This window comes from Allobosea sp. (genome assembly GCF_035999205.1).
Taxonomy (GTDB): Bacteria; Pseudomonadota; Alphaproteobacteria; order Rhizobiales; family Beijerinckiaceae; genus Allobosea.
Window position 1 is genome coordinate 478,187 of the sequence record NZ_DASYHA010000019.1, and the last position, 24,577, is coordinate 502,763.

Below are 24,577 nucleotides of genomic sequence, written 5' to 3' on the forward strand. Positions count from 1 at the left end.
ATGTAGTGCGTCGATGCGGGTTCGTCACGGGTCGCGTCACGCCCCGTCCGTGACGACCCTGGCGAAGGTGAGGATGTCGACCGCGCTGGCGCCGGCGCGAAGCAGGGCGCGGGCGGCGGCATTGGCGGTCGAGCCGGTGGTCAGCACGTCGTCGACCAGCAGGATGCGGCGGCCTTCGATCTGCGGTCTGGCGCTTGGCGCCACCTTGAAGGCTCCCTGTAGGTTCTCGGCACGCTGTGTCCGTGTCAGCCCGACCTGCTGGCGCGTGCGCTTGACGCGCGTCAGGGCGAGCGGCGCGTACGGCAGGCCGGATTGTCGCGACACAGTTTGCGCCAGCGCGGCCGCCTGGTTGAAGCGTCGGGTCCACAACCTTGTGCGATGCAGCGGCACCGGCACGACCAGATCGGCGTCGGGCAGGAGCTCGCGACCGCTCTGCGTCATCATGCGCCCAAGCGTCAGGGCCAAATCGGTGCGGTCGCCGTATTTCAGGCGATGAACCAGTTCGCGTGCCGTGCCGTCGAAGCGGCAGACGGCGCGCGCCCGGGCGAAGACCGGTGGGTCGGCGATCGCGGCGGGCGAGACCAGCCCCTCGCCGAGATCGACCGCAAACGGCGTCCCCAGCCGCTCGCAATAGGGCCGTTCGATGAAGCCGATATCGCCCCAGCAGGTCGGGCAGAGCGCCTGCGCCTCGCCGGTGGCGGCCTGGCAGGCGATGCAGGAGGGCGGATAGACGATGCCGATGGCGCCACGCAGGCCGGCGCGAAGCAGCGCGGTGCCATGTCGGACGGGACTCCATGCGAGGTGCATGGAGAAGGTTTTTCTCGATGGCGCCGCTGCAGGATGGTCATTGATCTCTGGAGCATCGGCCTGAGCGGTCGATTGGTCTTGTTTTGCGGTCGCGGTGTCGGTCACCCTGTCATACCGCATTGCGGCACCCACATAGGGAGCGGACGAACCCGCGGCACGCAGCGCCTGTCGCTGCGGCGACCGTGGCAACGGTCCCGCTTACCATCCGGTCTGGCGTTTCCAAGGACAATCCCATGAGCCACTCAGATCCGACTGTCCCGGCGCTGTTCACGCCGTTCAGCATCGGCGACATCGCCGTCAGAAACCGCATCGTCATGGCGCCGCTGACGCGCAACCGCGCCACCCGCGGCAATGATGCCCCCAATGCGCTCAATGTCGAGTATTATCGCCAGCGTGCGGGTGCCGGCCTGATCATCACCGAAGGGACGCAGGTTTCGCAGCAGGGCCAGGGCTATGTCTGGACGCCCGGCATGTACACGGCCGAACAGGTCGCCGGCTGGAAGGCGATCACGGATGCCGTCCATGCCGAAGGCGGCAAGATCGTCGCCCAGCTCTGGCATGTCGGCCGCGTCAGCCATGTCTCGCTCCAGCCGGCCGGACAGGCCCCGGTTTCCCCCTCGGCCCGCGTCGCCAACACCAAGACCTATATCGAGAGCGGCTTCGCCTCGGTCTCGCCGCCGCGCGAACTGGCGCTGGAGGAGATCCCGGCGATCATCGCCGACTTCGTCACGGCGGCCGAGAACGCCAAGGCGGCCGGATTCGACGGCATCGAGCTGCATGGCGCCCATGGCTATCTGATCGACCAGTTCCTGCGCGACGATTCCAACACGCGCACCGATGCCTATGGCGGCTCGATCGAGAACCGCGTCCGCTTCGCGCTGGAGGTGGTGGAGGCCGTCTCCAGGGTCTTCCCGAAGGGCCGCGTCGGTATCCGGATCTCGCCGGTGAGCCCCGCCAATGATGCCCGCGATTCCGATCCGCAGGCGCTCTTCACGCATCTGGTGACGAAGCTCAGCGAGGCCGGCATCGCCTTCATCCATGTCGTCGAGGGGGCGACACGCGAGGCGCGCGACTACCTGCCCTTCGACTATGGCGCGCTGCGCCGCGCCTTCAAGGGCGCCTACATCGCCAATAACGGCTTCACCCGCGAACTGGCGATCGAGACCATCGAAAATGGCGAGGCCGACGCCATCGCCTTCGGCCGCCTGTTCATCGCCAATCCCGATCTGGTCGAACGGCTGCGACGGAACGCGCCGTTGAACACGCCGGTGGTGGAGACCTTCTATGGCGGCGACGCCAAGGGCTATACCGACTATCCGGCGCTCGCCGACGCCGCGGCTTGAACGTCGCTGAGCTCGTCCAGGCGCGCACTGGATTGGAACGACCACGGACGCGTCATCGACGCGCCCGTGTGGAAACTTGCTGCGATCGCGCAAAAAGCAGTTGCGGTGCGGCCGAAGCCCGATTAAACAGCAGCCCTTGCCGCGCTGCTCCCATCGTCTAGCGGTCAGGACGTCGCCCTCTCACGGCGAAAACTGGGGTTCGATTCCCCATGGGAGCGCCATCGCGCCTGCAACCCACCAGAAAACAATGCCTTAGCCGTCCGCAGCCGGGTTGCTTCGCGCGCTGCCGACGCGGCGTCGTTGCGAGGCACGGGCGGCTTTCGTTTCAACGCTCGGCACCCGCACCTTGGCCGATTTGATCCTCAAGCCGGCCGAATGCGGGATTGCACAGACCGGTGCAACTATCCCGGCACCTTGAGATGGTGCAGGCGCAAGGGCTGGCGCAGCAGATAGCCGTCCTTCACAGGTTCGGCATGGATGTCGAAGCGCTTCATGACATTCTCGCGCTCCTCCAGCGCCCTATCCTTGCGCGAGGGATCGACCGCAACGACCCGATCGATGAAGGCCGACAAGGTGGGATAGATTTCGACCCGGTCATATTCGCTGCACTCGGCCAGTCGCAGGGGGCCGTCGCGGAGGGCCTTGGCGATGGCCTGCTGCGCCGCCAGCCGGACCGCCGTCTCGTCCTCGATCGGTCGCATCGACTCGAAGAAGGTCCCTTCGGGCAACGGTTCGACGACGATGACATCGCCGCCAGGCGCGACGATGCGGGCCGCCTCGGCAAGAGCGCCGGTCATGCCGGATATCGGGACATGGTGCAGGCTATTGACGAAGACCGCCGCATGCATGGCGGCGTCGATGAAGGGCAGGCTTTCGGCACTCGCCTGGAGCAGGATCGCGGTGGGTGCGGCCTTGCGTGCCTCGGCGAGCGCGGCCTGGTCCGGGTCTATCCCCGCGACCTTGGCCCCGAGCCCGGCCAGCGCATGGAGCAAGGCACCACGTCCACAGCCGATCTCGACGATCCGGCGTTCCTCCAGCGGCGCGAGGATCGTCCGGAGGGCCCTCAGCGTGTCGTTGACCGGGCGTGCTGCCATGACGGGCCAAGCCTAGCGCATCACCACCGCGGAGAGACAAGCCTTCGCCCGGTGGGTCTATTCAGAACCCTCCGGTCGGCCGATCGCGGGAACGACCATGATCAGCCGACAAGGGTCGCGAGCTTGGTCAGGTCGATATTCGCGCCGCAGACGAGCACGCCGAGGCGTTCGCCCGCCGCCGGCTTGTAGGTACCGCTGAGCAGGGCGCCCAGCGCGGCCGCGCCGCCGGGCTCGACCGCAACCCTGAAATCGCGCCAGAGCGTCACCTGCGCCTGAGTGATCGCGCTGTCGGGCACCAGCACGACATGATCGACCGTGTCCTTGCAGACCTCGTAGACGAGCGGACCGACATTGCGGGCGCCGAGTGAATCCGCGGCGACGGACGCGACCGTGACATCGGTGGGGCCCTTCGCCTGCAGCGCGGCCTGAAGAGCCCGGGAGCCTTCCGGCTCGACGCCGACGACCTTGACCTTCGTCCCGGCGAACCAGGCGGCGATGCCGGAGATCAGCCCGCCGCCGCCGACTGCGACGAGAACCGTGTCGAGATCGGGCTCCTGCCCCTGCCATTCGCGGCCGAGCGTGCCCTGGCCGGCGATGGTTTCGCTGGCCGCGAAGGGGTGGATCTTGAGCGCGCCCGTCTCCGCGACGAAGCGGTCGCAGGCCGCCTGCGCGTCGTCATATTGCGCTCCGCCGATCACGACCTCGGCGCCGAAGCGCCGGATCGCCTCGATCTTGGCGGCCGGCGAGATCTCGGGGACGAAGATCGTCGCCTTCACGCCCCGTGCCCGGGCGGCATAGGCAACAGCCGCGCCGTGATTGCCGCCGGAGGCGGCCGCCACGCCGGCGGCGGGCAGATCCAGCGAGAGCAGGTTGTTGAAGGCGCCGCGCGTCTTGAAGGAGCCGGCATGCTGCAGGCATTCGAGCTTGAGCGAGATGTCGGCATCGGAGCCGAAGGCGCCGCTGCCGAGCCGCATCACCGGCGTCACGCGGGCATGGCCTGCGATACGCTGGGCGGCCGCCTCGATCATCGGACGGGGAACGGGACGGTCGGTCATGGGGGTGTCCTGCAAAGCCAAGTCATGCGCCGGATTGAGATCGGGCCGATAGGTCCAGATCGCGATGGGGAGCCCGTGGCTATCGCGTCGCGGCGGATCGGGAAAGGGCCTTCCGCGCCCGGCCAGGATGTGCTGGGCGACGACCAGCGCAGCCAGTGCATCGAGCGCGTCATCGGCCGCGGCCCCTCTCGGTGGCTGCGCCCGGACGGTTTCGGGTGGCAGGCCGGCCGCGACGAGCAGGGCCTGACGCTCGGCCATGCCGGCGGGGTTGACCGTTCCCTTGATCTTCTTGGGATGGGTCAGCGGCGCGCCGCGCATGGTCGCGAAGGCGAGTTCGGGGTGCACCTCGTAGACGCGCTCGCGCTGGGGCGGCTCGGTCCGCAGCAGGGCGTCGATCTCGCGAATGCGCGGGAAGAGGTGAAAGCCCTGCTGCGAGACCTTGCGCGGGGGCTGCGACGTCGCCAGCGCCCTTTGGCAGGCCTCGCCATAATCGAGCGCCTCGACGGCCGCGCGGGCGGGAATCGAGAAGACCGATGATTGGCGCTCGCCCAGCAGCGGCCGCACCAGTTGCTCGGGCCCACGCCCCGAGCCATCGATCAGGTCGGGCAGGCCGATCGGCATGTCGACCGCGATCAGGGCGGGGCTCCCGGCGAGCAGTTCGGCGAAGCCCGTGACGACGCGCAGGATCGGCGGCGTATCCGCCTCGAGATCGAGGATGGCTGCAATCCAGCCGGCCTTGCAGCCGTCCACGCCCGCGATCCATGCCATGTTCGGCCTCCTTCATCCGCCTTTCGCAGAACTGACGTTGCATCGCCGATGCGTCTAGTGTGCAGTGCAATGAAGCTTGGTCCACTGGCGTCAGGAGAGACCCCATGCCGACGATCCGTCCGCGCCGCAGCGTACTCTACATGCCCGGTTCGAATGCCCGCGCCCTGGAAAAGGCCCGTGAGATCCCCGCCGATGCACTGATCCTCGACCTGGAGGACGCCGTTGCCCCCGAGGCCAAAGCTTCGGCGCGCGATCAGGTCTGCGCTGCGGTCAAGGCCGGCGGCTACGGCCGGCGGGAGCTGGTCATCCGTACCAATGGCGTCGATACGGCCTGGTTCAAGGACGATCTCGCCGCGGCGGTCGAAGCCGATCCGGATGCGATCCTGATCCCGAAGGTGTCGGCGCCCGAGACGCTGCAGCAGATCGGGGCGCAACTCGACGGGCTCTGGGCGAAGCCGGAACTACGGATCTGGGCCATGATCGAGACGCCGCTCGCGATCCTGGACGCCGAGAAGGTCGCACGGGCGGCGCGCGATCCGCGCACGCGGCTCGCCTGCTTCGTGCTGGGCACCAACGACCTCGCCAAGGAGACGCGCGCCCGCTTCCTGCCCGGCCGTGCGCCGATGCTGCCCTGGCTGACCAGTGCCATCCTGGCCGCGCGGGCCCACGGCATCGATGTCCTCGACGGCGTCTACAACGACCTCAAGAACGAGGACGGCTTCAAGGCCGAATGCGAGCAGGGCCGTGACCTCGGCTTCGACGGCAAGACGCTGATCCATCCCAACCAGGTGGCGCTCGCCAATACCGTCTTTGCGCCGGACGAGGCCGAACTGGCCCAGGCCCGTTCGATCATCGCCGCCTTCGCCGAGCCGGAGAACCAGGGCAAGGGGGCGATCCAGCTCGGCGGCCGGATGGTCGAGCGGCTGCATGCCGAGATGGCCAAACGGGTGGTGGCCTTGGGCGAGGCAATCGGGGCCTGAACGAGAAAGGGCCGCTCGCGCGGCCCGTCCCTCATCCGTCTGCTGCGCAGCCACCTTCTCCCCGAGGGGAGGAGGGTTCAGCCCTTCTTCGCCGCCTTGGCGCGGTCCATCGCCTCGACGATGAGCTGCTTGGCCTTGGCGGCATCGCCCCAGCCGGTCAGCTTGACCCATTTGCCGGGCTCGAGATCCTTGTAGTGCTCGAAAAAGTGCTGGATCTGATCGAGCGTGATCTTCGGCAGGTCGGTGTAGTTGTGGACGTTCTCGTAGCGCTTGGTCAGCTTCGGGACCGGCACGGCGATAATCTTCTCGTCGCCACCACCCTCGTCCTCCATCATCATCACGCCGATCGGCCGGACCGCGATGTAGGAGCCCGGGATCAGCGGACGCGTATTCGCGACCAGCACGTCGCAGGGATCGCCATCCTCGGAGAGGGTGTGCGGGATGAAGCCGTAGTTCCCGGGATAGCGCATCGGCGTGTAGAGGAAGCGGTCGACGAAGAGCGTGCCCGCCTCCTTGTCCATTTCGTACTTGATCGGCTCGCCGCCGATCGCCACCTCGATGACGACGTTGACTTCGTCGGGGGGATTTTTGCCGATGGAGATGGCGTCGAGGCGCATTGTCTTGGAACCTGTCAGGAATTGGAAACGGGCGTCTTATGAGGGTTCGCGCGCGAAACGCCAAGCCCGACCTTCGCACCACGGGAATTCCCGCCGATTTGCGTGATCCCCCCAGCGCTGGTATCGGGCGCGTCATGACATGTCATTCGAGCCGCGCCCGCCGTGCAACGCACGGGAGGCGCCCGTGCTGAACAGCTTGCGCCCCGACGAGGAACGCTATGCGCGGCGGATGGCCCGCATCGCGCGCTGGGACCGGCCGATCGAGAGCCGGGGCCAGCGCCTGCGCGCCTGGGCCAACATGCTGCTGGTTGATCACGGTATCTTCCGCCTGGCCTATCTGAACGCGCACAAGGTCACTCCGCGGCTGTGGCGGGCGGCTCAGCCTGCGCCGGGGCAGATCGCCTGGTTCGCCAGGCAGGGTGTGAAGACCATCGTTAACCTGCGTGGCGGGCGAGAGCACGGCGCCTGGCCGTTGCAGCGCGAGGCCTGCGAGCGGCATGGCATCGAGCTGGTCGAGTTCGTGCTGCGCTCGCGTGGTGCGCCCGAGCGCGAGACCATCCTCGCCGCGCAGGACTTCTTCGCGTCACTGAAGGAGCCGGCGCTGGTGCATTGCAAGTCGGGCGCGGACAGGGCGGGCTTCTTCGCCGCGCTCTATCTGCTGATCCATGAGGGGCGCCCGCTCGCCGAGGCCATGCGCCAATTGTCGCTGCGCTACGGCCATTTCCGCTTCGCCAAGACCGGGATTCTCGATGCCTTCTTCGAGACCTATCGGGTCGAGGGCGAGGCCAAGGGCATCGCCTTTCTCGACTGGGCGCGCGACATCTATGATCCCGCCCGGCTCGAAGCCGAGTTCAAGCCGGGGTTCTTCTCGTCCCTGCTGGCCGACTGGCTGATCCGGCGGGAGTAGCGCCGGCTCAGCGCGCCCCCCGGGCTCCCGGGACGTGTTCATTGTCCCGCGCCGATGCCTCGCCCTGTCCGATCCAGACGAACAGGGCATGGGCAGCTGCGCGCGCGACCGAGATCACGCCGACCGCATAGAGCAACTGCGACGACAGCGCACCGAACCACAGGATAGCGGCGACGATTGCCACGAAGGCGATGATGTTGGCGGCGAGCTGCCAGGTCGTGTCGCGGGCAAGGGCGGCGATGTCGTGAAGCGGGTTGAACAGGGCGATACCGCCGTAGAACAGCGTCATCACGGCGATGACATCGCCCACGCCCTCCCATTTGGTATCGTCGAATACGCCACCGAACAGATGCGCGCCGATCGCAATCGGCACGAACAGCGCAATGGCGGCCGCGACGAGACCGAGCGTCGCCAGGCGCACCCAGAATTGCCGCCGCGAGCCCTCCCGGGTGCGCAGCCGGTTGAGCAGCAGCGGGCCCGACATGGTTCCGAACATCTGCGTGGGCACGTCCAGCAGCCGCATCGCGAGCGCGACATGGGCCGCAAGGAGCGGGTTGGCAGCGTACGGCAGGGCCAGCAGCGGCGCCACGGTGAAGCCATAGGAGAGCAGTGCCGAGGGCAGCAGGATGCGAGGGGCATCGCGCCAGCGCCTGGCTGCCCAAAGCAGCCCGCGTCGCGACCACTCCCGGGGCTGCGCCAAGGCGAGCAGGCTGTCGCGGCGACGCTTCGCGAGATAGACCGCCGCGGTCGCATTGCCGAGCGCATCGGCGAGAAACAGCGCGAGCGCCTTGGGCCCGAAGATCGCGATCAGCAGCAGCATGAGAACGGGCTGGACCAGCGCCTGGACCAGATTGCTGTTGCCGATGGCCCGGAAATCGCCCTCCGCCGTCGCCTCGGCCCAAAGCAGGCGCAGAACAGCGCGGGCCGAAAGCGAGACGAAGAAGATCAACGCGATGGCGGGGGCGATCCGTCCTATGCCCACGAGGATGGCGAGGACCACGGCGGCTAGGCCGAGGAACGCGGCGCCACAGGCCATGGCGAGACGGAAGGCCAGACCGAGCTGGGTCCGGTCACCATTGCGGAAGAAGACCGCCTCGAGCCGCAGCAAGGCCGCTATGGAGATGAACGTCGCCGCGGCCGAGAAAACCGCGAAGGCGGCGAATATGTGCGGCGGGCAGAAGATGGCTGCGACCAGCAGCCCCCAGACCGAAATCAGCCGGGCCTGGACGAAGCGCAGGCCGAGCATTGCGGCGGAGCCGAAGCCCTGGCGCAGCGCAGGAACGCGCCTTGCCACGAAGCGCCGACCCTGGGCCAAGGTGAGGGCGGGGCGCCTGGGCGGAAAGCTCGCCCGCTCCAGGACAACGTGCGCGACCATGTCGACATCCGCGGCTGCATCATCGGGCAGGCCGTTCTGCGGGGCGCCATGGCTGCCGGACGGTGAAGCGTCGACAGACCCACTCACGCTGGCTTGGCCTGGGGAGGTCGAGGCTGCGCCAGCATGGTTAATTGAATGTAAAGACAAGGCATAACAAACCAGTGATAGGGTCTGCGCCCCGGAACGGCGCCCGGGGGACAGACCCTACAAATCAGGCCGCGCGATGGCGGTCAGACGAATTTCGTCTTCAGGCTCTCGAAGCGTTCCAACTGCTCGGGAAGCAGGGCGCGCTGGGCGTCCCGGCGAACGAAGATCTTGAACATCACGTCACCGGCGCCGTTGAAGAACTGCACGGAGCAGGCGCGGCGCCCCTGTCCCGAGGCGCGGTCGACGATGTAGATCGCCTTGCAGTTTTCGGCCTTGATATGACCGCCGATGGGGCTGTCGCCATGGATGTTGTAGTAGCCATGGCCGAAGCTGCCGACCGGCAGCGTGCCGACGCACTCCAGGACGACATCGGGGGTGTGCATCAGGAACAGCACTTCGCCCCAGGTGGCGAGGTCCTGCCACACGGCCTCGAAACGCTCGACTGCGACGAACAGCCGCTGGTCGGCCGGCAGCTGTTCGAGGGCGGTCTGGGTCGAGACGCCCGCCTCGCGGGCGATCGCCTCGATCAGCCCGTCGGGCTTGGCTGCGAGCAGGTCGCGGACGCGCTGAACTGCGTCCTGTGCCGGTGCAACGGCTTCAAGCGCCGACATGAGCCCTCACTCCGCCGCCTGGAGAGGGCGGTGCGGGTTGACCTCGCTCAGCACGGTCTCGAAGCCCTCGAATTCGGGGTGGCCCAGGAAGAGGGGCTTCTCGCGCTTCTGGCCGGCATTGCGGTGCGAGTCCCGGAACTGCTCCGACTTCGTCCAGGCGGTGAAGTCGTCCTTCGTGGCCCAGGTGGTGTGGGAGGAATAGAGCGTGTGGTCTTCCCGCTCTGGGCCCTTGAGCAGGTGGAAGGCCAGAAAGCCCTGCATCTCGTCGAGGCGGGTCTTGCGCGACGACCAGACGGTCTCGAACGCGGCTTCCTCACCCTTCGCGACCTTGAAGCGGTTCATGGCGATGAACATCGGATTGTCCTGTCACTGGCTTTGGCGTCTGGCGGGCGGAACCGCGATCCGGTCTCGACTTTCGGTCGGAATGCCGCGCCGCTCTATCGCGCCGCGGCACTGCCCTTGACCGCTTCTAGTAAAGCTGAATATCACCGTCAATAACGCTGCTGTATTTCTCTGTTTTGAATAATTAAAAACTGAGATCTACTTGGCAAAACGGCAGAAACGCTGTCGGCGCCGCGATCCCCGGTCTTCGGATGCAGGTCGCGCCGTCGGTCATCAGGAGATCCTCTCATGGTCGCCCGTACCGTCCATCCGGCAGACCGTTCCCGGCAATTCGACAGGCGCGAGCTGTCGGCCGCGATCGGCCTCACCCTGCTCGCCGCCGGCAGCCTGTTGTCGCCGGCCGGCCTCATCGGCTCTGCACGGGCTCAGGCATCGGAGCGCATCGTCTCGGTGGGCGGCGTGATCACCGAAGTGATCTACGCGCTCGGCCTGCAGGACCGTGTCGTCGGCGTCGACTCGACCAGCCAATTCCCGCCCGATGCGCTGCGCGAGAAGAAGAATGTTGGCTATGTCCGCGCGCTGTCGGCCGAGGGCGTGCTGTCGCTCAAGCCGTCGCTGGTGATGCTCATCGATGGTGCGGGACCGCCCGGCGCCGTCTCGCTGCTGAACGAATCCGGAGTGAAGATCGCGCGCTTCCCGGACGACACGAGCGCGGAGGGCGTCGCGGCGAAGATCGAGGCGATCGGAGCCGTGCTCGGTGCGGCCGAGCCGGCGGCCAGGCTGGCGGCCCAGACGCGGGCGCGCTTCGAGGAACTGGCGGCGCTGCGCGGTGCCATCGCCAAGCCGCGGCGGGTGCTGTTCGTGCTGTCGCTGCAGAATGGCCGGGTGCTCGTCGGCGGGCGCAACAGTTCGGCTGACGCGATCATCCGGCATGCCGGCGGCATCAACGTCGCTGACGGCATCGAAGGCTACAAGACGATGACGGACGAGGCGATCATGGCGGGCGCTCCCGACATGATCCTGATGATGCGCAACAGCAGCAGCCACAACACCACGCCCGACGAGCTCTTCGCCATGCCGGCTTTCGCGGAGACGCCGGCCGCAAAGCAGAAGCGGCTCACCACGATGGACGGGCTCTATCTGCTCGGCTTCGGCCCGCGGACGCCGTTGGCGGCGCGCGACCTTATGGCTGCGAGCTATCCGGAGTCTGCGATTCCGCCGCTGAAGACCGCGACCGCCCCGTGACACTCGCCTCGCCACCCGTGCCAACCATGCCCGCCGGTCTCGCAACACTGATTGCGGGGCGGCGCCGACTCGCCATCTTCGCCGTGGTCGGGCTGGTCCTGGGCTGCGTCCTGCTCGCGCTCGTCGCGGTCGGGCAGGGTGCCATCGCGATTCCACCGGCGCGGGTGGCCGAGATCCTATGGGCCCGGGTGACCGGCGATGCCGCGCTGCTGGAGGGCCGGGACGTTCTTGTCGTGCTCAACATCCGCCTGCCGCGCGTGCTGCTCGGGCTTCTCGTCGGGGCGGGGCTCGCGGTCTCAGGCGCATTGATGCAGGGGCTGTTCCGCAATCCGCTGGCAGATCCAGGACTCGTCGGCGTTTCGGCCGGGGCGGGGCTGGCGGCGGCCGCGACGATCGTGCTGGGCGACCGCTTCCTGACGGGGACGTTGATGAAGCTGCCCTTCGCCGTGCTGCCCTTCGGCGCCTTCTGCGGCGGGCTGATCTCGACGCTGGTGCTTTATCTGATCGCGACGCGCGAGGGCCGGACATCGGTCGCGACCATGCTGCTGGCCGGCGTCGCGCTAGGCGCCCTGGCCGGGGCCATGACCGGCCTGCTCGCCTTCATCTCCGACGACAGGCAATTGCGTGACCTGACCTTCTGGTCCATGGGCAGCCTTGGTGGCGCGAGCTGGACCAAGCTGACGGCAATCGCGCCGATCATCATCCCACTGCTGCTCGCCATGCCCCTGCTCGCACGCGGTCTCAACGGGCTGATGCTGGGCGAGGCCGAGGCCTATCATCTCGGCATTCCCGTTCAGCGCATCAAGGCGCTGGCGATCCTGCTGGTCGCGCTGGCGGTCGGAGCCAGCGTCGCCTCCGCCGGCCTGATCGGCTTCGTCGGGATCGTGGTGCCGCATCTGATCCGGCTGGCCATCGGTCCCGATCACCGCCTGCTGCTGCCGCTCTCGGCGTTGGGCGGGGCGATCCTGCTGGTCGGCGCCGATATCGTGGCAAGGCTGATCGTGGCGCCGGCCGAACTGCCGATCGGCATCGTCACGGCCGCGATCGGCGCACCGTTCTTCCTGTGGCTGCTGCTGCGCCGCTCGGGGCCGCTCGATGTCTGAGACGGGAACCAACGCTGCCATCGTCGCCGCGCGGGGCTTGAGCTTCCATGCCGGGGGGCGAGCCCTCGTCCGCGACGCCACGCTCGACCTGACACCCGGGACGACGACGATCCTGATCGGCCCCAACGGTGCGGGCAAATCCACTCTGCTGAAGCTCATGACCGGCGAGGCCAGGGCGTCGCAAGGCCAGGTCAGCATCGACGGCGAGAACCTGCACGCGATTCCCGGCTGGCGGCTCGCCTGCCAGCGTGCCGTGATGGCGCAGCATGCCCGGCTGGTCTTCCCGTTCAGCGTCTATGAGGTGGCGAGCCTCGGCGTCGACGGCATCGGCCGGGCGCTGTCGCGCCAGCGCCGCGAGGCGCTGGTCGGCGAATGCCTGGCTGCGGCGGGCGTGCTCGACCTGGCCGGTCGGCGCTACCAGACGCTGTCGGGCGGCGAGCAGCAACGCGTGCAGTTCGCCCGCGTGCTCTGCCAGATCGAGGCCGGCCGCAGTGTCGCCAGCCGGCAGGCGCTCTTCCTCGACGAGCCGATCGCCAGCCTCGACCTGTGCCATCAGCTCGCTCTGCTCGACATGGCGCGCGCCATCGCGGCGCGCGGGGTCGCGGTGCTGATCGTGCTGCACGACCTCAACCTGGCGGTGACCTATGCCGACCATCTCGTGGTGATGGACCAGGGCGCGATCATCGCACAGGGCCCGCCGGCGCAGACGCTGGACGATGCGCTGCTGCGCCAGGTCTTCAAGGTCGAGCTCTCGCTGAGCCGGGCGCCGGGGCCGGGCCTGCCCTTCCTGCTGCCGCAGCAGCACCGAATGATCTCAGCCGCCTGACCGTTTTGGCTGGATTCAGGGCCGATTCATCCTGAATCCAGGCTTCACCATATCGCTCAACCCCCGATTCAGGCGGGCGGAGCCACATCTCCCGCCTGATTTCGCGAGGGAGGTGCGACCATGGCTAGACGCCACGCTTCAATCGAGTTGCTGCTCACGGGCGCCCTTGCGCTGCCGCTGGCGACGCTTGGCACCGGCCCGGCTGCGGCGCGCGAGATCGTGCAGGTGCCCGATGCCCGCTATCATCCCGGCACGATCGTCATCCGCACCGGCGAGCGTCGGCTCTATCTCGTCACCGGTGGCGGGACGGCGATCCGCTACACCATTGCCGTCGGCAAGGCCGGCAAGCAGTGGCGCGGTGTCAAATATGTCGAGGAGATGCAGGTCGACCCGGCGTGGAGCCCGCCGGCCTCGGTGAAGCGCGACAATCCCCGCCTGCCGGACGTCATCCCGGGGGGCTCGCCGCGCAATCCGATGGGCGCGCGCGTGATCGGACTGGGTCCCGGCGGTGAATACGCCATCCATGGCACCAACATGCCCGGCACGATCGGCACGGCGGCGTCCTATGGCTGCTTCCGCATGCACAACCACGACGTTGCCGATCTCTATGCCCGAGTCCGCATGGGCACGCCGGTGGTGGTCCTGCCCTGAAGCCGTCACCCTGGCGGGAAGAGAGCCGCTTAGCGTCGGCGTTGCGAAAAGCAGCCGCCCCCCTCGCCTGCACGGAAAAAGCACGTTAACGTTTCGGCAGGCGACCAAGGACACGCCGGGCAGCCGCCACCCGGCTCATAGGGGGCTACAGATGGATCATCTTGCCGACGCCAAGAAGTTTGCCAAGAAGCCGTTCAACGAAGCGGCCTTTGCGGGCATGTCGAAATCCTATGCGCTCGTCATGAGCAAGCCCGATACCCGCTATGTCGCCTGCTCCGATCCGGCCGAACTTGAGCGCGTCCGCGAGAATTTCCTGAAGAAGAAGCTCGGCCTGAAATCCGCCGATCTCGACGCCTCCGTGAAGGCGATCTGCGAGCACATGAAGGCCGACAAGACCAAGTCCCGACTGACCTTCTATTACCTGCTGGCCGAGCATTACGGGAAGCTCGACCTCTTCGTGAAGGCCTGAACCGGTCTCCGCGGCGTCCTCGGGCTTGGCCCGAGGAACTCCCCATCGACAGCATCGAGCGTCCGAGATGGTCGGGTCAGGCCCGACCATGCTGCGCGGTGCGGCTCAGCGATACAGATCCGCCCGTGTGAGGGGCAGACCCGAAGCGCCCTTGCGGCGCTTCGAGACCAGCGTCTGGTTGACCAGCGCGCCGCCGCGCTCGAAGGCGAGCGAGCAGCCGGCGAGATAGAGCAGCCACATCCGCGTGCGCTCGGGACCGATCTCGGCCTCAGCCTCGGCCTTCCTGGCCTCCAGCCGCTCCCACCAGAGGCGCGTCGTGCGCTGGTAATGCTCGCGCCAGCCCTCGACATCGTGGACCTCGAAGCCGTAGCGCTCGAGATTGGCGATCGACATGCCGAGATGGTCGAGTTCGCCGCCGGGGAAGATGTAGCGCACCAGCGCGCGATACTCGGCCGGCATCCTGTTGAAGGCCTTGTCGGTCTTCTTGGCGCGGCGCGAGATGGTGTGGTGCAGATAGAGCCCGCGCGGCCGTAGCAGCCGGTTGACCGCCTGGAAATAGGAGGGGTGGTTGGCGATCCCGACATGCTCGAACATGCCGATCGACGAGACCTTGTCGAATTGCCCCTCCATCTGGGTGAAATCCTTGAGATGGAGCGTGACCTTGTCCTGCAGGCCGAGGCGCTCGACCTTTTCACGGGCGAGCGCCAACTGCTCCTCGGCCAGTGTCACGCCATGGGCCTCGACGCCGAAATGCTGGGCGGCGTGGCAGACCAGCGCGCCCCAGCCGCAGCCGATGTCGAGGAAACGGTCCCCCGGCTGAAGGCGCAGCTTGCGGCAGATCATGTCGAGCTTGTCGCGCTGGGCGCGGTCGATGTCGCCATGGTCTTCGGTGAAGTAGGCGCAGGTGTAGACCATCTCCTCATCGAGGAAGAGGCGGTAGAAGGCGTTCGAGACGTCGTAGTGATAGGCGACATTGGCCTTGTTGGTCGCCGGCGCGCCATCGCGGGCGATCTCGTCGCCCTTGCGGTGCTCGACCGCGTTCTGGACGGTGCCGGGCGCGAATATGAAACGGCGCAGCACGTCGAGCACGGCACTCTTGGGGATATTGCGGGCCAGGCGCCCGACCTTGCCCTCCGGGCGCGCGCTCGCGAGATCGAAGATCGAGCCGTTGAGCAGGGCGATGCGGTCGCTGATATGCAGGTTCAGCAGCGTGTCGAGCTTCGGCTTGCGGATCAAGGCGGCGACCGCGCCGGAATCGCGGATCGCGATGGCGAGACCGTCATGCGGCCAGTCGGCGGGGATGCTGCTGCCGTCCCAGAGCTGGAAGCCGAGCTTGAGCCCAAGTTTCTCATGCGCCTGCGTGAGGAGCCGCCGCAATGCGGCGAGACGGTTCTGGTCGCTGCTCATGCTCATACCGTTGGAAGACTGGTCACGACGTGTTTGGCCGGGCTCGTCGCGATTGGCAACTGCCGTGGCCGGTCCGGATCGCCGGCCTCTCGGGCGCTAGCTGCGTGTCTTGCGCTGCGGGCGGCCCATCCCGGCAACAGCGCGCATGGCGCGGGTTGCCCGGGCGGTCCATGCTCGACGATGATGGGTTGCTATCGCAACCTGTTGCACCGCGTCGATGCGGCCGGCGCGACCCGATGAGATGACGCAGCCGAGCCGGCCGCGCCAGGAGAGGACGTTTCAATGATTTATGAAGAGCGCGATTATCGCATCAAGGCCGGCAAGCTGGCCGAGTTCGTGAAGATCTATGGTGAGCACGGCCTGCCGCTGCAGAAGGAGCACCTTGGCACCTTCATCGCCTATTTCACCACGGAGATCGGCGAGCTCAACCATGTCGTCGCGCTGTGGAGCTACAACAGCCTCGATGAGCGCGCCGCCAAGCGCAAAGCGATGCTCGCCGATCCGCGCTGGCAGGACTACCTCAAGCGTGTCGACGGGCTGATCGACATCCAGGACACGCGCATTCTGACCCCTGTTTCCTACTCGCCGCTGCAATGAGCGCCGCTTCCGCATCCGGGGCCTTCACCGTCGAAACGAAGGACGGCGCGGTGCTTCAGGCCTTCGCCGAGGGCGATGGGCCGGCGCTGCTCTTGGTCAGCGGACTCGGCGGCACGGCCGGTTTCTGGACGGGCAATGCCGCGACCCTGGCGCGCTCCTTCCGCGTCATCCGCTTCGACCAGCGCGGCATCGCGGCGAGCACGCGCGGCACGGCGGCCTGCAGCATCGAGCAGCTCGCCCAGGACTGCCTCGACGTGCTCGATGCCGCCGGCGTCGAGCGGGCCGTTCTGCTCGGGCATTCGACCGGCGGATGCATCGGCCAGGCCCTGGGAAGGATCGCGCCGGGTCGCCTCGACGGCCTGATCCTGAGCGCGACATGGCTCAAGCCAAGCCGCTACATGAGCGGGCTCTTTGGCGCGCGGCGCTCGATCCTCGAGGACAACCCGCAGGCCTATGCTGCGACCGCGGTGCTGATCTCTTACCCGCCGCTCTGGCTGGAAGCGAACTGGGCTGTCTATGAGGCGGCTCTGGCTGCGGCACCGACCTCGGCCGAGGCCAGGCAGGTCGTGCGTGAGCGCATCGACGCGCTGCTCTCCTTCGACGGGGCCGCCGACATTGCGGCCTTGCCGATGCCGACGCTGGTGCTGGGTGCGCGGGACGACATGATCGTGCCGTCCTTCCTGCAGGAGGAACTCGCGGCGGCGCTGCCCGGATGCCGGAAGATCCTGCTCGATAGCGGCGGGCATTTCTTCCCGGTCTCGCGGCCCGATGCCTTCACGGCCAAGGTCGTGGAGTGGATCGGAGAGTTGAAGTGAGCGCTCGCCGCGTCGTCCTGATCGGCTATGGCGCGATCGCCTCTGACATCGCGGCGGCGCTGCTCGAGGCGGAGGCACCGGGTTATGCGCTCGGCGTGCTGCTGCGCCCCGGTTCGCCGTCGCGGGCGCGCGTGCCGGCGGGAATCGAGGCCTTGTCGGGACTTGAGGAACTCGAGGCCTTCGCGCCCGATCTGGTGATCGAGGCAGCCGGCCATGAGGCGGTGCGGGACAGCGTGCCGGGCTGCCTCGGGCTCGGGCTGCCGGTGCTGATCTCGTCGATCGGCGCGTTGCACGACGAGGCCTTCTTCGCAGGGCTGCTCGCCAAGGCGCGCAGGGGAGGTGGGCGGCTCCTGCTGGCCTCGGGCGCGCTCGGCGGGCTCGACTATGTCCGTGCCGTGCGCCATGCGAAGCAACTCGAGCTGCGCTACGTTTCGCGCAAGCCGCCGGCTGCCTGGAGTGCCGAATTGCGCGCGCTCGGGCACGACCCGGCGAGCTTGCCGGAGCCGGTGACGCTCTTCTCCGGCACGGCGCGGGAGGCTGCGGCGTTGTACCCGCAGAACCTCAATGTCGCGGCTGCGCTGGCGCTGGCCGGCCCCGGCTTCGAGGCGACCGGCGTGGACGTCGTCTGCGATCCCGCTGCATCCGGCAACATGCATGTGGTGACGGCGAAGAGCGAGTTCGGCACGATGTCGCTGGAGATCGCCAACCGGCCATCGCCGAGCAATCCGAAATCCTCCTGGATTGTCGGGCAAGCGCTGCTGGCGGCAATCGAGCAGCATTTCTCGCCGGTGGCGATGCTGTGAGCGTGCCTCACTCGCCGCGTGGCTCAAGGGTCGAAAGGGAGACGTGGATATGAGGCTCGAAGGCAAGATCGCGATCATCACCGGGGGCGGCTCCGGCATCGGCCACGAGGCGTGCAAGCTGTTCGCCCGCGAGGGGGCGACCGTGATCGTCGCGGATCGTGATCTCGCCGCCGCCGAGCGCGTCGTGGCCGAGATTGCCGGTCAGGGCGGCAAGGCCGCGGCGCATCAGGTCGATGTCAGCAAGGAGCCGGAGGTCGCCGCGATGATCGCCCGCGCCGTCGCCGACTACGGCCGGCTCGACATCCTCGTCAACAATGCCGGCTATGGCTTCGCCGGCACGGTGGTTTCGACCTCGGAGGCGGATTGGAACGCCCTGATGGCGGTGAACGTCAACGGCGTCTTCCTGGGCTGCAAATACGCGATCCCCGTCATGGCGAAGCAGGGCGGCGGCGCGATCGTCAACACGGCCTCGGCCGTCGCCAATATCGGCATCTTCGATCGCGCGGCCTATGTCGCTTCGAAGGGGGCGGTGGCGGCATTGACGCGCGCCATGGCCGTCGACCATGTCGAGGCGAACATCCGGGTCAATGCAGTCGCGCCAGGGACGATCGCCACGCCCTATTTCAAGAAGATCCTGAGCGGGCCGGACGCAGACGAGCTGCGCAGCGGTCTCGAGGGACGCCAGGCGATGGAGCGGCTGGGCCAGCCCATCGAGATCGCCCAGGCGATGCTCTGGCTCGCCAGCGACGACGCCTCGTTCTGCACCGGCTCCGTCCTGGTCGTCGATGGCGGCTGGACGGCGCGCGGCGACCGCAAGCCCCTGAACCCGCGCAAGCCGGAGGCCTGACGCGGGCGCAGAGCGGATCGGTTGAGGCCACCGGCTTGGCGGCGGCTACTTGGTGCCGGCGCTGACGAAATTGCGCAGTTCCGGAGTCTGCGGATTGCCGAAGACCTCCTGGGAGGGGCCGCTCTCCCAGATCTTGCCCTGATGCATGAAGACGGTCGTGCTCGCGACATTGCGGGCGAAGTTCATCTCATGCGTCACCAGCAGCATGGTCATGCCGTCCTTGGCGAGCTTCTCCATGACGAGCAGCACCTCGCCGGTCAGCTCCGGGTCGAGCGCCGAGGTGACCTCGTCGAAAAGCATCACCTTCGGCTGCATGGCGAGCGAACGCGCGATGGCGACGCGCTGCTGCTGGCCGCCCGAGAGATTGTCCGGATAGCTGTCGAACTTCTCGGACAGGCCGACCTGGGCCAGCACGTCGCGGGCGAGCTTCTCGGCCTGTGCCTGCGGCACGTTCTGGGTAATGCGCGGCGACAGCATGATGTTCTGGCCGACGGTCAGGTGCGGGAACAGGTTGTAGCTCTGGAAGACGATGCCGACATCCTTGCGGAGCTCGCGCAGCTTCTTCTGATCCTGTTCGACGGCATGGCCGGCGACCTCGATGCGGCCGGAATTGATCGCCTCGAGCCCGTTGATGCAGCGGAGCAGCGTGCTCTTGCCGGAGCCGGAGCGGCCGATGAGAGCGACCACCTGGCCGGTTTCGACGTTGAGGGAGACGCCTTTCAGCACCTCCAGCTTGCCGAAGCTCTTGTGGACGTCGTCAATGAGAACGGCTGGCATTCATCACCTTTTCGAGATGGCGGCTGAGCCGGGACAGCGGGAAGCAGATCGCGAAATAGATCACCGCCACCAGCGAGAAGACCTGGAAGGCCTGGAAGGTGGCGTTGTTGACGAGCTGTCCGGCTCGCGAGAGTTCGACGAAACCGACGACCGAGACGATCGAGGTGTTCTTCACGAGTTGCACGAGGAAGCCGACCGTCGGCGGCAGCGAGATGCGGACGGCTTGCGGCAGGATGACATAGCGATAGGTCTGTGCCGGCGTATGCGCCAGCGAGGCCGACGCCTCCCATTGCTGGAAGGGAACGGATTCGATCGAGCCGCGCCAGATTTCGGCGAGATAGGCCGAGACATAGACCGCGAGCGACGCGGAGGCGGCAAAGAAGGGCGGCAGCTCGATGCCGATGATCGACAGTCCGTAATAGCTCATGAACAGCACCATGAGCACGGGGATCGACTGGATCACGAGAATGTAGCCGGCGGCGAAATTCCGGACCAGCTTGATGCGCGACAGCCGCATGATCGCGAAGGCGCCGCCGAGCAGGCTGCCGATGACGAAGGAGATCGCCGTGAGCAGGAGCGTCCAGCCCGCTGCCCGGAAGATGAACATGGCCTCGGGCCAACCGAAGGTCTGCATCAGGCCGCCTCCGCCTTGGAATCGAGACGGGCAAGGCCGGAGACCTGCGGAAACAGCTTCCGCCCGAGCCAGAGCAGGAAGACCTTCAGCGACAGCGCCATCACCAGATAGACGGCCGTGACGATGATGTAGGTCTCGAAGCTGCGGAAGGTGCGCTGCTCGACGATCGCCGCGGCGCCCGACAGTTCCTGCACCGAGATGAAGGAGCAGATCGAGGAGGCCAGCATCATCAGCACGAACTGGCTCGACAGCGCCGGCCAGACCCGGGCGAAGGCGGGCTGCAGCACGACATACTGGAAGACCTGGCGGCGCGAGAGCGCCAGCGAGACGCCGGCCTCGAACTGCGACCTGTGGATCGAATCGACACCGGCGCGGATGATCTCGGTCGAATAGGCACCGAGGTTCAGCGTCATCGTCAGCAGGGCCGCCTCGACGCCGGACATCCGGATGCCAAGCAGAGGCAGGCCGAAGAAGATCATGAAGAGCTGGATCAGGAAGGGCGTGTTGCGCATCAGCTCGACATAGGCGTCGACGACATAGCCGGCCCAGCGCCCAGCGAGTGTGCGCAGCGCCACGAGCAGCACGGCCAGCGTGCAGCCGAGCACGATCGCGCTGGCCGAAAGCACGATCGTCAACATGATCCCGTTCAGGATCAGGTCCGATTCGGCGAAGACGGGGTCGAACTGCAAGGAGGACTCCTCCCCATGTCAGGGGTCACGCCAGGTCCCGGGAGCAAGGCAGGCGCTCTAGCCTGCGGGACAGCGGATCGGGAAGGCCGGCACGGGCCGATTGGCTCCGTGCCGGCGCAGGGCCCGGTATCAGAAGGTGGGCAGCTGCGGCAGGGGGCCGCCGACCCACTTCTCGGAAATGGCGTTCAGCTCGCCATTCTGCTTGATGTAGTAGATCACGTTGTTCAGCCACTGCTGCAGCTCGAAGGCATCCTTGCGAACGGTCATCGAGTTCGGCTGCATGCCGAAGAAGAACTTCACCTCGGTCTCGGTTTCGCCGCGCGCCTTGATGGCGGCATTGGCCTGGGCGTCGGGGCCGGCGATGGCCTCGACCTGGCCGGAGAAGAGCGCCTGCATCGTGGTCGAGTCGTCCTCGAAGCGCAGGATGGTGAGGTTCAGCTCCTTCTCGCGGTTGACGAACTCGCGCTCGACGGAGGAGCCGCGGTTGACGCCGACCTTCTTGCCCTTGAGATCGGCCCAGCTTTTGATCGCGGTGCCCTTCTTGGCGTAGATACCCATCTGGAAGGCGCTGTAGGGGATGGTGAACATCACCGCCTTGGCGCGCTCGGGGGTCGGGGCCAGCGTCGCGACGAGGAAGTCGACCTTGTTGGCTTCGAGCGCCGGGATGCGCGAGGGCGGGGTGAGCTGCACGACCTCGACCGGCAGGCCGATATACTTGCCGACGAGAGCGGCGACGTCGGCATCGTAGCCGATGGCGTTGCCGGTCGAGTCGACCGAGCCGTAGGGCGGGGCGCCGATCAGCACGCCGATGCGGACCTTGCCGCGCTTGGTGATATCGGCCAGCGACTGGGCCGAGGCCTGGCCGGCGGCGAGCATGCCGGCGCCGAGCGCGAGAGCCAAGCCGGCGATCTTGAGGTGCTTCATCAGGTTCATTTTGCCGTTTCCTCGGTTTGACGACTGGTCACGTGTTGTTGCTCCGGCTTCGTTCGGCCGGTTTGCTGGCGATCGGGCTTGCTCTTCAAAGCATCGGAATTGCCCGAAAACCGAAATCCACTTTTCGGTCCGATGCTCTAGGAGCGCCCTTCTCGCACTACGTTGGTAAGAGCGATACCGGAGAAGCACCGCTTGATGTTGTCCGCCATGGTCTGTTGCCGGCGGCGGATGGTGCCGCTGGTCCAGCCTGACATGTGCGGTGTCATTAAAACGTTTGAAAGCTCATGGAAAGCCAGTTTGGAAGGTAAAATATTGGGCTCGCCCGGATTTGGATACTGATACCATGTGTCAATGATCGCGCCGCCTATCCGGCGTGCATGAAGGGCCTCGAACAGCGCCGCTTCGTCGATGGTCGGGCCGCGGCCGACATTCACGATCACGGCTCCGGGCCGCATCGCCGCCAGAGCGGCTGCGCCGACGATGCCGGTGGTTTCCGCAGTAAGCGGGACCGAGACGACGACAACATCGACCGAGCCGCAGAATTCGCTGATCTGGTCGAGCGTGAAGGCGCGGTCGACAAGGTCGGAGGTCGCGACCGGGCTGCGGTTGGCGACATGGACCTGCATCTCGAAGGCCTTGGCGCGGCGCGCGATCGCCTTACCGATATGGCCGAAGCCGAGCAGGCCGATGGTCTGGCCGGCGATCTCGCCATGGATGCGGTCGGGGGAGCCGGCCCAATAGGCCCAGTTGCCCCGGCGCAGCTTCGCATCGGCATCGGCCAGCGGGATCGCGCGGGCGAGCAGCGCGCTCATCACATATTCGGCGATGGCCTGCTCATGGCCGAAACAGTTGCAGACGCTGGCCTGCGCCGGAAGCAAGCCGAGATTGACCGCATCGTAGCCGGCGCCGGGCACGTGGAAGAGCTTGAGGCGCTCGGGGCGCGGCAGGCCGGCGTCGAACTTCACGCCAATGATCGCGTCCGCCTCGGCATAGGCCTGAATGTCGGACGGTGCCACGAGCACGTCCGGCAGGATGCGGACCTCGGCGTCGCCACCGACGAGTTCGGTGAAGCCTTGGCTGAAGGAGGCGGCGTTGTCGCCGTGAAAGATGATGCGCATGGCGGGCAGCTTCTCGTTCGTCCGGGTGTCGGGGGGCTTCGGTCAGGTGCTCAGCAGCGGTTCGACGCTGCAATCGAGCAGGGATGGGTCGATGCGGGTCTCCATCTCGTCGAACATGCCATCGACGAAGGCGATCAGCGCGTCCGAGGCCGCGACGGCGGCCTCGGCGTTGCGCGTTGCGATGGCGTTTAGGACGGAGAGATGGTGGTCGATCGTGCCGTCGAGGCTGGGCTCCACGGCCATGTGGCTGTGGTAGATGAAGCCGATCCGCCGGAAGAGGGTGTGCAGCGGACGCAGCGTATGCTCGAGGAAGGGCTCCCCGGCCGCAGCGAGAACCATCTGGTCGATGCGGCGGTCGAGCTGGTTGAATTCCGCCAGAGTCAGCCCGTCGCGCCGTTCACGCAGCAGGCGCTCCATGTGCAGCATCTGGTTGCGGTGGGAGGGGCCGGCACGCTCGGCGGCGAGCCTGATGACGAAGCGCTCGATGTCGCGGCGCAGATGCAGGAGCATGCGCTCGCGGGCGAGGTCGATCGGCGCGATCTGGAGGCCGTGACGCGGCCGGATCACGATCAGCGTGTCGGCGGCCAGGCGGTTGACGGCGTGGTGGACCGGGGTGCGGCCGAAGCCGGTGATGTCCTGCAGGTCCTGCATGGCCAGGAAGCGTCCGGGCGCAAGCTCGCAGCGGACCAGCAGTTCCTCGATGCGCTGATAGGCCAGCTCGAACAGGTTGACGCGGTTGCGGCGCACCGGCGCGCCCGCTTCCTGCGTCTCCACCAGTTTGGGCCGGCTTGCGCGCTGCGCCATGTCGTTCCTCCGCGGCGGAGCTCATTGGGTGGCTCCGATCTCGGGGGCAAGACTAAACATATTGTGATATTTTACAAGTGCCCGTATGGTGGCTGCGTTTCGTCGGGGCGGCGTCAGGCTGGCGCTCCCGCGGATCGCCATCAACCACAGCGCTCAATGGCCGGACCGGCCGCCCAAGAGCGCGCGCCGCCAGGGAGGCAGGCCTTGAAGATCACCGCGATTGAGACGCTTCGGACGGAGGAGTTCGGCAATGTGCTGTGGGTGCGGGTCCATACGGATGCCGGCATCATCGGCCTGGGCGAGACCTTCTACGGCGCGGGCGCCGTCGAGGCGCATCTGCACGACACGCTCGCCATGCGGCTGCTCGGCAAGAACCCGCTGCATATCGAGGCGCTGCATCGCGAGATGACGAACCTGCCGATGGCGCAGGCCTCGACCGGCGTCGAGTCGCGCGCCACCTCGGCGGTCGACATCGGGCTCTGGGACATTTTCGGCAAGGTCTGCGAACAGCCGGTGCACCAGATGCTTGGGGGCCTGTGCCGCGATCGGCAGCGCATCTACAACACCTGCGCCGGCTACGGATATGTCCGATCGCAGAACATCAAGCCGGTCTCGACCTGGAATCTCGGCCTGAGCGAAGGCCCCTACGAGGATCTCGACGGCTTCATGAACCGAGCCGATGCCGTCGCCGAGAGCCTGCTCGAAAGCGGCATCACGGCGATGAAGATCTGGCCGTTCGATCCGCCCGCGATCGAGAACCACGGCCTGTTCATCACGCCCGAGCAGATGCGCAAGGCCTGCGAGCCCTTCGAG

The 24,577-nt window shown here is 67.1% G+C and carries 27 protein-coding genes and 1 tRNA gene; 14 read left to right on the top strand and 14 right to left on the bottom strand.

Annotated features, from left to right (window positions below; all coding sequences use genetic code 11):
• Window positions 1-36: 36 nt before the first annotated feature.
• Window positions 37-807: a ComF family protein gene (locus tag VGN82_RS10360; protein ID WP_327526921.1), complete on the bottom strand. Its 771-nt coding sequence runs from the start codon at window positions 805-807 to the stop codon at window positions 37-39.
• 233 nt (window positions 808-1,040) lie between these two features.
• Here VGN82_RS10360 and VGN82_RS10365 point away from each other — a divergent pair, with 233 nt between their 5' ends.
• Both VGN82_RS10365 and VGN82_RS10370 read left to right on the top strand, forming a co-directional pair.
• The gene (locus tag VGN82_RS10365; protein ID WP_327526922.1) at window positions 1,041-2,150 is read left to right on the top strand and encodes an alkene reductase; all 1,110 of its coding nucleotides are present in this window, start codon (window positions 1,041-1,043) and stop codon (window positions 2,148-2,150) included.
• 146 nt (window positions 2,151-2,296) lie between these two features.
• A tRNA-Glu gene (locus VGN82_RS10370) sits at window positions 2,297-2,371 on the top strand.
• 180 nt (window positions 2,372-2,551) lie between these two features.
• Here VGN82_RS10370 and VGN82_RS10375 read toward each other — a convergent pair.
• Window positions 2,552-3,244 carry a class I SAM-dependent methyltransferase gene (locus VGN82_RS10375; protein ID WP_327526923.1) on the bottom strand — a complete coding sequence of 231 codons (693 nt, stop codon included), beginning with the start codon at window positions 3,242-3,244 and terminating at the stop codon, window positions 2,552-2,554.
• A gap of 101 nt (window positions 3,245-3,345) precedes the next feature.
• A complete protein-coding gene (locus tag VGN82_RS10380; protein ID WP_327526924.1) occupies window positions 3,346-5,067 on the bottom strand; it encodes a serine/threonine dehydratase in 1,722 nt (573 codons plus the stop codon).
• A 104-nt stretch (window positions 5,068-5,171) separates the two neighbouring features.
• Here VGN82_RS10380 and VGN82_RS10385 point away from each other — a divergent pair, with 104 nt between their 5' ends.
• On the top strand, window positions 5,172-6,047 hold the full coding sequence (locus VGN82_RS10385) for an HpcH/HpaI aldolase/citrate lyase family protein (protein ID WP_327526925.1): 876 nt from the start codon (window positions 5,172-5,174) through the stop codon (window positions 6,045-6,047).
• 77 nt (window positions 6,048-6,124) lie between these two features.
• Here VGN82_RS10385 and ppa read toward each other — a convergent pair whose 3' ends face one another.
• A complete protein-coding gene (ppa, locus tag VGN82_RS10390; RefSeq protein WP_327526926.1) occupies window positions 6,125-6,664 on the bottom strand; it encodes an inorganic diphosphatase in 540 nt (179 codons plus the stop codon).
• A 184-nt stretch (window positions 6,665-6,848) separates the two neighbouring features.
• On the opposite strand from ppa, the gene VGN82_RS10395 reads away from it, so the two are divergent.
• A complete protein-coding gene (locus VGN82_RS10395) occupies window positions 6,849-7,571 on the top strand; it encodes a fused DSP-PTPase phosphatase/NAD kinase-like protein (RefSeq protein ID WP_414644254.1) in 723 nt (240 codons plus the stop codon).
• A 7-nt stretch (window positions 7,572-7,578) separates the two neighbouring features.
• Here the strand turns inward: VGN82_RS10395 and VGN82_RS10400 are convergent, their stop codons facing one another.
• The 3 genes from VGN82_RS10400 to VGN82_RS10410 all read right to left on the bottom strand — a co-directional run bounded on the left by VGN82_RS10400 (window position 7,579) and on the right by VGN82_RS10410 (window position 10,058).
• Complete coding sequence (locus tag VGN82_RS10400; RefSeq protein ID WP_327526927.1) at window positions 7,579-8,946, bottom strand: hypothetical protein; 1,368 nt, start codon at window positions 8,944-8,946, stop codon at window positions 7,579-7,581.
• A 230-nt stretch (window positions 8,947-9,176) separates the two neighbouring features.
• A complete protein-coding gene (gene hutX / locus VGN82_RS10405) occupies window positions 9,177-9,704 on the bottom strand; it encodes a heme utilization cystosolic carrier protein HutX (RefSeq protein WP_327526928.1) in 528 nt (175 codons plus the stop codon).
• Window positions 9,705-9,710: 6 nt separating this feature from the next.
• Window positions 9,711-10,058 carry an antibiotic biosynthesis monooxygenase family protein gene (locus VGN82_RS10410; protein ID WP_327526929.1) on the bottom strand — a complete coding sequence of 116 codons (348 nt, stop codon included), beginning with the start codon at window positions 10,056-10,058 and terminating at the stop codon, window positions 9,711-9,713.
• 276 nt (window positions 10,059-10,334) lie between these two features.
• Here VGN82_RS10410 and VGN82_RS10415 point away from each other — a divergent pair, with 276 nt between their 5' ends.
• From VGN82_RS10415 to VGN82_RS10435, 5 genes are all read left to right on the top strand, one after another.
• The gene (locus VGN82_RS10415; protein WP_327526930.1) at window positions 10,335-11,291 is read left to right on the top strand and encodes a heme/hemin ABC transporter substrate-binding protein; all 957 of its coding nucleotides are present in this window, start codon (window positions 10,335-10,337) and stop codon (window positions 11,289-11,291) included.
• A 26-nt stretch (window positions 11,292-11,317) separates the two neighbouring features.
• Entirely contained in the window at window positions 11,318-12,394 is a 1,077-nt protein-coding gene (locus tag VGN82_RS10420) for a FecCD family ABC transporter permease (protein ID WP_327526975.1), read from the top strand.
• Window positions 12,387-13,220, top strand: coding sequence for a heme ABC transporter ATP-binding protein (locus tag VGN82_RS10425; RefSeq protein WP_327526931.1), 834 nt, complete (start codon window positions 12,387-12,389; stop codon window positions 13,218-13,220). Before VGN82_RS10420 ends, VGN82_RS10425 begins: the two co-directional genes overlap by 8 nt.
• Window positions 13,221-13,340: 120 nt before the next feature.
• The gene (locus VGN82_RS10430; protein ID WP_327526932.1) at window positions 13,341-13,871 is read left to right on the top strand and encodes a L,D-transpeptidase; all 531 of its coding nucleotides are present in this window, start codon (window positions 13,341-13,343) and stop codon (window positions 13,869-13,871) included.
• 151 nt (window positions 13,872-14,022) lie between these two features.
• A complete protein-coding gene (locus tag VGN82_RS10435) occupies window positions 14,023-14,340 on the top strand; it encodes a DUF2853 family protein (protein WP_327526933.1) in 318 nt (105 codons plus the stop codon).
• Between the two features lie 105 nt (window positions 14,341-14,445).
• On the opposite strand, the gene VGN82_RS10440 is transcribed toward VGN82_RS10435, so the two are convergent.
• Window positions 14,446-15,747, bottom strand: a complete 1,302-nt coding sequence (locus tag VGN82_RS10440) for a class I SAM-dependent methyltransferase (RefSeq protein WP_327526934.1) — start codon at window positions 15,745-15,747, stop codon at window positions 14,446-14,448.
• Between the two features lie 282 nt (window positions 15,748-16,029).
• Here VGN82_RS10440 and VGN82_RS10445 point away from each other — a divergent pair, with 282 nt between their 5' ends.
• The 4 genes from VGN82_RS10445 to VGN82_RS10460 are packed head-to-tail and all read left to right on the top strand — an operon-like array spanning window position 16,030 to window position 18,809.
• The gene (locus VGN82_RS10445; RefSeq protein WP_327526935.1) at window positions 16,030-16,344 is read left to right on the top strand and encodes an NIPSNAP family protein; all 315 of its coding nucleotides are present in this window, start codon (window positions 16,030-16,032) and stop codon (window positions 16,342-16,344) included.
• Window positions 16,341-17,159: an alpha/beta fold hydrolase gene (locus tag VGN82_RS10450; RefSeq protein WP_327526936.1), complete on the top strand. Its 819-nt coding sequence runs from the start codon at window positions 16,341-16,343 to the stop codon at window positions 17,157-17,159. The genes VGN82_RS10445 and VGN82_RS10450 overlap by 4 nt, the downstream gene beginning before the upstream one ends.
• Window positions 17,156-17,962: an aspartate dehydrogenase gene (locus VGN82_RS10455; protein ID WP_327526937.1), complete on the top strand. Its 807-nt coding sequence runs from the start codon at window positions 17,156-17,158 to the stop codon at window positions 17,960-17,962. Before VGN82_RS10450 ends, VGN82_RS10455 begins: the two co-directional genes overlap by 4 nt.
• A 49-nt stretch (window positions 17,963-18,011) precedes the next feature.
• The gene (locus VGN82_RS10460) at window positions 18,012-18,809 is read left to right on the top strand and encodes an SDR family oxidoreductase (protein WP_327526938.1); all 798 of its coding nucleotides are present in this window, start codon (window positions 18,012-18,014) and stop codon (window positions 18,807-18,809) included.
• Window positions 18,810-18,854: 45 nt separating this feature from the next.
• Here VGN82_RS10460 and VGN82_RS10465 read toward each other — a convergent pair whose 3' ends face one another.
• The 6 genes from VGN82_RS10465 to VGN82_RS10490 form a co-directional block, all read right to left on the bottom strand.
• On the bottom strand, window positions 18,855-19,586 hold the full coding sequence (locus VGN82_RS10465) for an amino acid ABC transporter ATP-binding protein (RefSeq protein WP_327526939.1): 732 nt from the start codon (window positions 19,584-19,586) through the stop codon (window positions 18,855-18,857).
• A complete protein-coding gene (locus tag VGN82_RS10470) occupies window positions 19,567-20,220 on the bottom strand; it encodes an amino acid ABC transporter permease (protein WP_327526940.1) in 654 nt (217 codons plus the stop codon). Before VGN82_RS10470 ends, VGN82_RS10465 begins: the two co-directional genes overlap by 20 nt.
• Complete coding sequence (locus tag VGN82_RS10475) at window positions 20,220-20,909, bottom strand: amino acid ABC transporter permease (protein WP_327526941.1); 690 nt, start codon at window positions 20,907-20,909, stop codon at window positions 20,220-20,222. The genes VGN82_RS10470 and VGN82_RS10475 overlap by 1 nt, the downstream gene beginning before the upstream one ends.
• Before the next feature lie 129 nt (window positions 20,910-21,038).
• Window positions 21,039-21,842: a transporter substrate-binding domain-containing protein gene (locus VGN82_RS10480; RefSeq protein ID WP_327526942.1), complete on the bottom strand. Its 804-nt coding sequence runs from the start codon at window positions 21,840-21,842 to the stop codon at window positions 21,039-21,041.
• 137 nt (window positions 21,843-21,979) lie between these two features.
• On the bottom strand, window positions 21,980-22,960 hold the full coding sequence (locus tag VGN82_RS10485; protein WP_327526943.1) for a 2-hydroxyacid dehydrogenase: 981 nt from the start codon (window positions 22,958-22,960) through the stop codon (window positions 21,980-21,982).
• A 42-nt stretch (window positions 22,961-23,002) separates the two neighbouring features.
• A complete protein-coding gene (locus tag VGN82_RS10490; RefSeq protein ID WP_327526944.1) occupies window positions 23,003-23,764 on the bottom strand; it encodes a GntR family transcriptional regulator in 762 nt (253 codons plus the stop codon).
• 204 nt (window positions 23,765-23,968) lie between these two features.
• On the opposite strand from VGN82_RS10490, the gene VGN82_RS10495 reads away from it, so the two are divergent.
• A partial coding sequence (locus tag VGN82_RS10495; RefSeq protein ID WP_465247921.1) for an enolase-like domain-containing protein occupies window positions 23,969-24,577 on the top strand: 609 nt, incomplete at its 3' end.